Raw genomic sequence first — 9,542 nt, 5'->3', positions numbered from 1 at the left:
GTGTTAATTGGGTGGGTTTCTGCTAAACGGGGAGCTGAACCGGTACTGGGGTGTATCACGGCAGTGCGACAAAAGCCTTTTAGGTTTTAACAACGCTAGCAGCGAAATTAACCATAAATAGGACATTAATAACAGCCGAAATGTACACAAAGGCAAGCAAGGCTAACGAGAGCGAAATCAAGCGCTCTCGTCTATTTAACTTTAAAGCGGTCGCTAAAATTAACTCATTGCTAGGCGTTAGCGTAAGCCTTTTCGACCTCTTCGGCGATAATTTGAATGCCCACGATCATCTTAGCTTCATCTTGAACATAGTTCATGCGTAAACATTGATGGCTATGCTGCCAATCTTGTTCGAGTCCAAAGAAAAAGTACTCTCCGGGTACGACTAACACACCGCGAGCTTTTAATCTGTCATAGAGTTCCATTGTCGTGATAGGTAACTCATCAAACCAAAGCCAGAGGAACATCGCGCCTTCAGGCTTATGGATTTTAAATCGGGTATCGCTAATCGACTCTTGCAACAAAGCGACGGCGAAATCGGACTTCTGTTTATAAAAAGGCTTAATGACTGATTCACTTAGAGTGAGAAGGTCACCGGAATCGATCATCTGCTTAACGATAGCAGGACCAAAACTGCCAGGAGCCAAACTTATGATGCCGTTAAGGTTTGTCATTGCCTGAGTGATATCCTCGTTAGCAATAACGATCCCGCAGCGAACGCCCGGTAAACCGAGTTTTGATAGGCTCATACATAAAATGGTGTTGCTGTTCCAAAAAGGTTTTACCTCTTCGAAGATAATATTAGGGAAGGGGGTACCGTAGGCGTTATCGATAATCAGTGGAATGCCATTGTCTTGGGCCAACTCATCTAACTTCACGATCTCAGCATCGGTAAGCACATTGCCAGTAGGGTTTGTCGGGCGTGAGACACAGATAGCAGCGACAGAACTGTCGATCTCAAGTTTTGAAAAATCGACACGATACTTAAATAATCGATTATCTAGCATCTCGATATCAGGGCGGTAAGAGACAAAGATATCGTCATCTAGGCCAGCATCGTTATAGCCGATATATTCTGGAGCGATAGGCAACATGATTTTCTTGTGGCTACCATCAACTTGCTTACCGGCAAGAAGATTAAAGAGGTAAAAGAAGGCGCTTTGGCTACCGTTAGTGAGGCTGATGTTTTTCTCACTGATCTCCCAACCATAGGTTTCACGTAAAAGCTTAGCTAAGGCCTTTAAGAAGCTGTCTTTACCCTGTGGGCCATCATAATTACCTAGGGCAGCGACTAAATCGCCGTTAGCTAGCAGCGTGGCTGACGCTTGGTGAAAGTAATCGTGCATTGCAGGAATGGTTGCCGGGTTTCCGCCACCGAGCATGATTGCCCCGGGTGTACTTAAACCTTCATTAAGATCATCCATTAACTGTGTAATACCGGAATAACGATTAAATTTTTCACCAAACTTTGAAAACTGCATAACACCCAACATAACCATTGCTAAAGAATGCCTGTAGTAACAAGATTTCGCTGCAAACGCACTCATTATTTGTTTTTTTGCTGACTAATTTGGGACTCATCATGTTTTACCTAAAATCTCATCAAATATTTGTACAAATTTGAGACGAAAGGTCACGTAAATATTGCCCCTGTTTGGCAAGTTTTCGATTGATATTGCAGCAGTTTGCGGTATAGAAGAACAAATGTTTTAGGCAAGGAGAACTGAATTTCGAGTCGATAGCCAAGGTAATAAAACTCATTTTCAACCTATTTTTTTTGCTAGTTGCTCTGGTGAAATCAGTGAGGGAAAAGGATTCCCAAAACAGTAAAAAATCTATATTATCGCGTCCCTTTTTCTTGAACGATTAACCATGAAACTCGTAAAACTTAGTGCAATTGCATTGTTCTGTGCAAGCCTAACAGGCTGCATCACTTTTCCAACCGATGAATCTAACACTGTAAAGGTGCTATGGGATGACCCTATTGCATTACAAGGTTGTGAGCACAAGGGCACGGTCATTGGTTCACAGGGCCACTTTTATGACTATTGGCTACACGCCGATAAAGACATGGTTTGGGGCACATTAAATGAGATGCGCATCAAGGCTGCGAAACTCGATGCCGATACCATTTATCTTTATAAACCGTTGGGGTTCACTGGTTCAGTGACTATGATTGCCAATGCCTATCAGTGTGGTGATAAGGCGACTGAGGCTAATGCGCTATTTCAAAGTACGCATACAGCGATAGACAACTCCATAGATAAACCCATAGATAGCGCAGACTGACGCTCAATAGGGCTAATAGCCAATCTTCAAAAAGCTATGAGTATGAACTTACACTAAGTTCATACTCAATATTGTGGCTAACTATTGTGACCTATTATTCTGACCAACTATTCCGACTAAGACGCCGCCACTTTGGGTTTAGGCTTGAACAGTGCAAGCAGTGGAATAAGGCATAAGTAAGAGAATAGCAAGAAGCCGAATGTATAGACAAAGGCGGTGAGGGTAGATTGCTGATGTAGCAGGTTTTGCAGCTGAGCTAAAAAGGTTGGATCGGTAATACTGGCTCCCTGTGTCTGGGCTGCTTGCTGTAATACCGGATTAGTTGGTGAAAGCGCCCCGCCTAATTGGTTCCATTCTTGTTGCTGGATCCGTGAGAAATAGGTATTAACGATGGAGATCCCAAAGGAGCCACCAATAGTACGACATAGATTGAACACCACTGCGCCGCCTATAGTATCTTTTGGGGAAAGTGTCGCATAGGCCAACTGACTTAGTGGAGCAAAAACCAATCCCATTCCTGCACCTTGAATGATACTTGGAAGTAAGATCCAGTAGATGTTTATCTCAAGAGAATACTGAGTCATTAAATAGGTTCCCAAGGCATTCAGGCTCAGACCCACAACAATCAACAGCCTAGCATCGATTTTGTCCATATAGCGCGCCATCACCAGTAACACCACTGCAGAAGCAAGCCCCCTAGGCGCCATAGCAAAACCTGTAGTTTCTACTGGGTAATTCAATAATTGCTCAAGCATCATGGGTTGTAGCTGGGTGATACCAAACATGCCCATAGAAAAGCCGGCCATAACCAGGCATGACATGGCTAGGTTACGATCACGCAATAACCAAACCGGCGCGATCTCGCTCTTAGTCATGAAGGAGCGTGCAACAAAGAAAATTATCGCTATGGCGCTGATAATAGCCGAGAACAAGATGATATTAGACTCAAACCAAGACTCTTCATTGCCTCGGTCTAGCACCATTTGTAATAAGCCAATACCTATGGTCATTGCGATAACAATTGGCCAATCGATACGGGTCTGACCGCGACCATCGAGCTTAACGAAGAGATAGATAAGGCCTAAACAGAGCAAGCCTACAGGGAGATTTACGTAAAATATCCAGCGCCAATCCATATTCTCGGTAATGATCCCGCCTAGGGTTGGCCCTAAAATCGGCCCGAGTAACACCCCGACACTAAATAGCGCCATTGCCTTACCACGTTGATTGGCAGGATAGATCTGCACCATAATTGACTGAGAAAGTGGGATTACCGAAGCGCCAAATGCGCCTTGCATTACCCTAAAGGTCACCATTTCAGCGATGGTATCAGCTTGACCACAGAGTGCGGAAGTGATCACGAAACCACTTACGGAGATAAGTAAAAGACGGCGAATCCCAAACTTCAAAGCAAGAAAGCTCGCTAACGGAATAAATATCGCTTCAGCCATAGAGTAGGATGTAAGCACCCAAGTTACTTGATCAGATGTAACCCCTAATGCGCCCATCATATGAGGGAGCGCAACATTAGCGATAGTCATATCTAGAAGCACCATAATAGCCGACAACATTACGGCTAAAGTAACCAGCTTACGGCTGTTTTCGCTTAAAACCTGTGGCTCTTCGTTAGTTGGAGACGCCTTTGATAACGGCTCCATATTACTGCTCTTTATGCTGAGCTGAGCTGTGAAGGGTATCTACAGTGACATTGGCACTTGCGCCGACCCGCAACGGAAAGTCTGGATGCTCGGCTTCATTAGAAAGGCGGATCAATATTGGGAAACGCTGAGGGACCTTTACCCAGTTACCCGTCGCATTTTCAGGTGGCAGCAGTGAAAATGACGAGCCGCTTGCTGGCGAAATTGCTTCAATGGTGCCGTGGTAGTCGACCTTGGGGTAGAGATCTAATGTAATCGAGGCAGGCATGCCACTTCTAATCCGCTCTAGCTGGGTTTCTTTGAAATTGGCCTGCACCCAAAAAGTATTATCTTCAACTAAAGGTACGAGTGCTTGGCCAGGGGAAACAACACTACCGGCATGAGCACTTAACTTGCCTAAATGGCCGTCTTTTGGAGCAAAAATATTAGTGTATGAAAGCGATAAGCTGGCTTGACTCAGTGCTGCTGCCGCCTTTTTGACGTCTGGAGCCGCATCCCCTTGAGCACCTTGGGTTTTAATAAGTTGTGACATCGTAGCCCTAGCAGCAATAACGCTTTCTTCTGCTGAAGAGAGCTTAGCGCGAGCATCATCGAGTTGTTGTTCGGGTAGCAACTGCTTTTCTACTAACTGTTTAATGCGTTGATAGGTGGACTGGGCATCGGATAACTGGGCTACAGCGCTTTTAACGTTTGCACTGGCGGCGAGTATCGCGTCATCGCTTGCAGCATTATTTTGCATGGCGACTTCATAGGCTGCGCGCGCTTCATCGAGTTTGGCTTGAAAAGGAGCTGGGTCTATCTGTACTAACAAATCGCCTTGACTGACTTTTTGATAATCTGATGCGTTAACACTGATCACCTTGCCATTTACCTGTGGAGCAATGTAAATGATGTTGGCGTGAATGTAGGCATCATCGGTACTCGGGTAGTTTTTTTGGTGTTGAATATAGAAATAACTAAGGGTGGCTAAGACGACAATCGCTATGGTTGCGATAATAAGGTTACGTAATGTATGGGATGGAGCTGAAGTTTCGTTCATTATTTTAACCCAGTAAGGTTATTTGGCGATTGCCGAGTATTGAAGGCTCAACGCGCGGAGAGATTAATTTGTTCTCACAAATATTAGACCTAGTTTGTGGTTGTCACAACGTAAGTGACTAAAAAAGCACGAATGTGAACCATGTTTAATCTGGGATTAATTTAATTTACCAGTGGTTTATATACCTTGATGCGTTGTGATTAATATTTTATTGAAGATCTGTTAGCCAGGGAGTCGTATATTCCCTTTTATGCAGTACTCGCTCTTTTGAAAAGCCAATTATTTATCCTTGAGTTTCGTCCTACAGAATCCTATTGATAGCTAAGATACAGGCACTAATCTTAGAGGTTTTCAATAAAGCTGATTGAGCAATTATTCTTATATGACTTGGCTTAATTATGGTTAATTTACTTCGCGAAGCACGAAGTCGACAAAAGTCCGATTTTTTAATGACAATTGTTTTGAGCGGTAGAGCAGATGGATTGGCTTGGGCTTTGGTGCGTATGTTTGAAGTAACTCAACTAAGGTTTCGGATTGGATTTCTTCTTCAACAAGGATTTTGGGTTGCAATAAAACACCAGCTCCATTTATTGCAGCAAACTTAAGTACATCTCCGTTGTTCGAGGTTAGGCGAGTATTGGTTAGACCAAAGGTATTCGATGGTATGTTTACAACTTGTTGGCTCTCTCCCTGATGGTATTGAAAACCGAGGCAATGATGTTGATTGAGATCCTCCAAGTGGGTTATTTGCCCGTGTTTCGCTAAATAGGAAGGTGCGGCGCAGTATGTCATCTCGTAATCACCAAGCTTACGTGCAACAAGTGAAGAGTCAACCAAATCTCCAATACGAATAATGATGTCCGCATCGCTGAGGTAAGGATCAATCAGCTTGTTATCTAACATCAACTCCACGTTCAGGTCTGGATATTCAGAGAGAAAGTCTGCCACGATCGGTGCAAGTATCTTTTTTCCGTAAGTCACGGGACAGTTCACTTTTACAGTGCCAGATGGACGATTCATCAACGTTTGGATCAGGTTTTCGGCGTTGGTGATATCTTCAATAATGCGCTGACACTCTTGGTAATAGAGTTTGCCTGCTTCAGTAAGAGACTGCTTACGCGTTGTTCGGTGGATAAGTTGCGTACCTAAGGTTTGCTCTAAAAAGCTCACATGCTTGCCAACCATGGTGGGTGAAATATCAAAATGATGGGCAGTATTGCGAAAGTTGCCATGTTCTACCACATAAGCAAAGACTTTCATGCTGGTTAGCTTATCCATTGCACACTTAGAGTTGATAAAGAAATAACTAAAGCGGAGTTTATCAATCAAATGAGGTTAATTACAGTAGCGCCCATCAATAAAAAAGAAGAAAGAAAACCATCATGAACGAAACTATTTTTGTCACTGCTGAACTTAAAATGAATGCGGCCAAACCGAGAAATCAAGTGATACAGGCTATTGAGCAATTCTGCCATGATATGCAAACTGAAGCGGGTTGCTTACAAGCCATTGCCACATACGATGAAAAGGAACCACAACGGGTAATTCTGTGGGAGCGATACGAAAATCGAGCCGCTATCGAAGCCCATTTTACGATGCCCCATACACAGGTATTTATTGCGGCTGAAATGGCTGAATTGGTTCAAGTATTTGAGACACAGGGTAAACAGGAGCCGCAATCATGAAGTGGGGAATTTTAGGAACAAGCTTTATCTCAGGCGTTATGGCAGAAGCGATCAAAAATGATGATAAGAGTGAACTCTATGCCGTTGCCGGGCGGTCAGAACAAAACTTAAAGGCGTTTGCTGAGCAATATAGCGTTGAAAAGATCTTCACCGATTACACTGCTTTGATTGAGGATGAGCAAGTAGATATTATTTACATTGCTCTACCAAACCACCTTCATCATGACTTTATTGTTAAAGCGGCAAAGCAGGGTAAAGCGATTCTGTGTGAAAAATCACTCTCCGTTGATATGGAAAAAACCAAATTGGCGCTAAATGCCGTAGAAGCGCACGGGGTATTTTTTGCAGAAGGCTTGATGTATTTGCACCACCCGTTGATTAGAGAATTGGTTTCGGTACTAAAATCGGGAGAAATTGGAGAATTGCGTTCGGTTCATGCTTCTTACATCGCATCGATTGCTCAATTCGTTAATCCAGACAGTAAGGGCGCATTATACAACCTAGGTTGCTATCCAATATCTCTGCTGCACCTTGTAGTGAAATCCATGCTTGGTGAGCAAGCTTTGGAAGGCAGAACAGCCGTCGCCATTGGTCGTAGAGGGCAAGATGGTAATATCTGCGAATCAAACCTAATGATGCGATTTGGCGACCAACAAACAGCAAATCTGCATACAGCTGAGGATCATGGTCTAAAGCACCAATTCACTATTCTTGGTAGTAAAGGTTGTATTACGCTGGATTCCAATCCGTGGCTACCAGCGAAAGAGAACCAATTTAGTGTCGAAATCTACGAAACTTCAAAGCGTATAGTTTCAGTTGCTGCTGAAGGTGATGCTTTCTTCTATCAGGTACGTAACATCCGCGAAGCGGTAGAGAACGGCAAGAAAGCACTTGAATATCCTTGTGCAACCTGGAATGACTCGTACCGAATCATGCAGTTACTGACTGAATGGGAAACACTTGTCTCATAGCATTTTAACTGCTTGTTGTATTTAAAAAACGGCACAATGATTGGTGTGCCGTTTTTGATATTAGATAAAAGTGCATCGACATGCCTATCCACTATTAAAATATCGCCTTCAAAAATGCCAACACCTTCCATAGAGTCACCATTCATTGGTGCGACCTATATAGAATATCCCTTTGTTTGCAGAGCTTATTACGGCCAACTTTAAGGGAAAAATACAACGAAGATAACATTAACCGAACTAACAAAGCTGCTGCTATAGCAATCATTTCAGGTTTGAAATACCCTGAGCGAGTTAAATAACTGCAAGTGTTTAATGGAGTTCGAAAACTTCATAAGGCTTAGCTTTAAGAGTAAATGCAGCTAAAAAGCTAATTAATGAGGGCAAATCTGTTGGCTTTTTCATGTCTCAACATTCTAACCAACAAAGTTTGTCACTGTTGTTTGTCACTGTTAGTCCTTTGACTGCATAGCATTGTTATACAAAAGTCGGAGTAAAAAATGATATCGAAGGAAGAGCTTAGCAGCCTTTACGCAGACGTATTAGATAGACTCATTACTCAAACTGAGGACAGCTTGAGATTTTATGTTAGGCAAGAGGCTTTTTCCCACATGACTTTGTCGGTGGCATTTTGGCATAGCGATTTGTATTGGAATATTTGGAATAAAAACCACCTAAAATTTAATGAGCATCCGCGGGATTATCATGATGAATTTATCGTTGAGTCTGCCAGCAATAATCAGGATGAAGCCTCGATTAAACTTATGGAAATATACTCTGACTGGGGTGAAATGGCATCCAATGAAGAAGACGATTACATAGAAGGAGAAGATGTCTATTCCCGTTGCATTAAGCTGACTCATGAAGCACTAGCTACAGCAATTAACAGTGAATTCATAAAGCAAAAGTTCATAAGCATTTTGCAAGAGAACCCTAACTTTGAACAGGGCTGTTTAGAAGATGTTGTTCATGTGGAAGATCCAGATGGACAATTTGAGTTTAATTTCATGAACCCAGTTGCACAGAGCACCGAATAACAGTTGTGACACTCAACGCTTAGCATATTTGCTTTGCGTTGGGTTTTGTATTTACCATGCCGCAAGGTTTTGATATCGATCAGGGCAATTGAGATTTTTAGCTTGGGTGACAATTGTCGAAATCAATATTCGAAATTGAGATCCGTATATTAGGTCCGATTATAAGATACAGATAGATAGCATTTATTCAAGAGAAACAAACGGCAAGGGCGGCAACTCACTTCAATATTCGGCTAGAGTTTTGATTTTGATTGGCCTAGCTAATTCCATGAATGGCATTAACAGATTGTTTTCATCAAAACCCTGCTACTAATGTAGACTTTTTCGATTAAGTATGCTCGTTATTTCAGCACCACTCTGGTAGAGTGCTTATTAATCAAAAGCTTCTCTAAATCAGATCAAAGATAATAGGTGTATTAAACGCGCACTTCATTTGGAACCCCATTGTTGGAGCAATGTTGTTTTTAGGGTTAACAATATGGATAGCTGTAGGTCAGGCTAAAGTTCTAAAGGCTTTAAGGCCACCAATGAGTCCCAAAGCTTATAAAAATGGAAAACGACATGGTAAAAGTATTCAGTATCGAAAAGGTAAGCCTGCATATAAAAGTTATTATGTCTTCGGAAAACGCATAATGAGAATGAAATTAGCTAGTTAAGGAGTAATTATGCTTAAATTGAATGTCTTACACCTATTTATGGCAATGACTGTATTTAGTCAAGATATTAATTTGTCCATGAAGAACGATAAGTTTTACTATAAGGAAGAGCTATATACAGGGGTAGTAAAAGAAGAAAAGTCTTTTGCTAGATACAATAACAACATATGAAAAAGGAATTATCATAGCTAAAAAAAGATTGGTTTATGA

Annotated in this window: 8 protein-coding genes and 1 pseudogene; 4 read left to right on the top strand and 5 right to left on the bottom strand. The window is 42.2% G+C overall.

Annotated elements, in window-relative coordinates:
- Positions 1-230: 230 nt before the first annotated feature.
- Positions 231-1,481, bottom strand: coding sequence for a valine--pyruvate transaminase (locus tag K5Q92_RS22915; protein ID WP_220771143.1), 1,251 nt, complete (start codon positions 1,479-1,481; stop codon positions 231-233).
- Positions 1,482-1,872: 391 nt separating this feature from the next.
- Here K5Q92_RS22915 and K5Q92_RS22910 point away from each other — a divergent pair, with 391 nt between their 5' ends.
- Positions 1,873-2,289, top strand: coding sequence for a DUF4156 domain-containing protein (locus K5Q92_RS22910; protein ID WP_220771142.1), 417 nt, complete (start codon positions 1,873-1,875; stop codon positions 2,287-2,289).
- 116 nt (positions 2,290-2,405) lie between these two features.
- Here K5Q92_RS22910 and K5Q92_RS22905 read toward each other — a convergent pair whose 3' ends face one another.
- The 3 genes from K5Q92_RS22905 to K5Q92_RS22895 all read right to left on the bottom strand — a co-directional run bounded on the left by K5Q92_RS22905 (position 2,406) and on the right by K5Q92_RS22895 (position 6,264).
- Complete coding sequence (locus K5Q92_RS22905; protein ID WP_220771141.1) at positions 2,406-3,947, bottom strand: DHA2 family efflux MFS transporter permease subunit; 1,542 nt, start codon at positions 3,945-3,947, stop codon at positions 2,406-2,408.
- Position 3,948: 1 nt separating this feature from the next.
- Positions 3,949-4,986, bottom strand: coding sequence for an HlyD family secretion protein (locus tag K5Q92_RS22900; RefSeq protein ID WP_220771140.1), 1,038 nt, complete (start codon positions 4,984-4,986; stop codon positions 3,949-3,951).
- 402 nt (positions 4,987-5,388) lie between these two features.
- Positions 5,389-6,264, bottom strand: a complete 876-nt coding sequence (locus K5Q92_RS22895) for a LysR family transcriptional regulator (protein ID WP_220771139.1) — start codon at positions 6,262-6,264, stop codon at positions 5,389-5,391.
- A gap of 104 nt (positions 6,265-6,368) precedes the next feature.
- Here K5Q92_RS22895 and K5Q92_RS22890 point away from each other — a divergent pair, with 104 nt between their 5' ends.
- Positions 6,369-6,671, top strand: a complete 303-nt coding sequence (locus tag K5Q92_RS22890; protein ID WP_220771138.1) for a putative quinol monooxygenase — start codon at positions 6,369-6,371, stop codon at positions 6,669-6,671.
- Complete coding sequence (locus K5Q92_RS22885; RefSeq protein WP_220771137.1) at positions 6,668-7,642, top strand: Gfo/Idh/MocA family protein; 975 nt, start codon at positions 6,668-6,670, stop codon at positions 7,640-7,642. Before K5Q92_RS22890 ends, K5Q92_RS22885 begins: the two co-directional genes overlap by 4 nt.
- A 70-nt stretch (positions 7,643-7,712) precedes the next feature.
- On the opposite strand, the pseudogene K5Q92_RS24545 reads toward K5Q92_RS22885, so the two are convergent.
- A pseudogene (locus tag K5Q92_RS24545) lies at positions 7,713-7,785 on the bottom strand (S24 family peptidase); the annotation flags it as partial.
- A gap of 354 nt (positions 7,786-8,139) precedes the next feature.
- Between K5Q92_RS24545 and K5Q92_RS22880 the strand changes: the two are divergent.
- A complete protein-coding gene (locus tag K5Q92_RS22880; protein WP_220771136.1) occupies positions 8,140-8,676 on the top strand; it encodes a hypothetical protein in 537 nt (178 codons plus the stop codon).
- Positions 8,677-9,542 lie beyond the last annotated feature (866 nt).

The organism is Shewanella sp. MBTL60-007, assembly GCF_019654915.1.
Taxonomy (GTDB): domain Bacteria; phylum Pseudomonadota; class Gammaproteobacteria; order Enterobacterales; family Shewanellaceae; genus Shewanella.
Note: the sequence above shows the minus strand (reverse complement) of the source record. Positions and strands in the feature narration are given on the sequence as shown.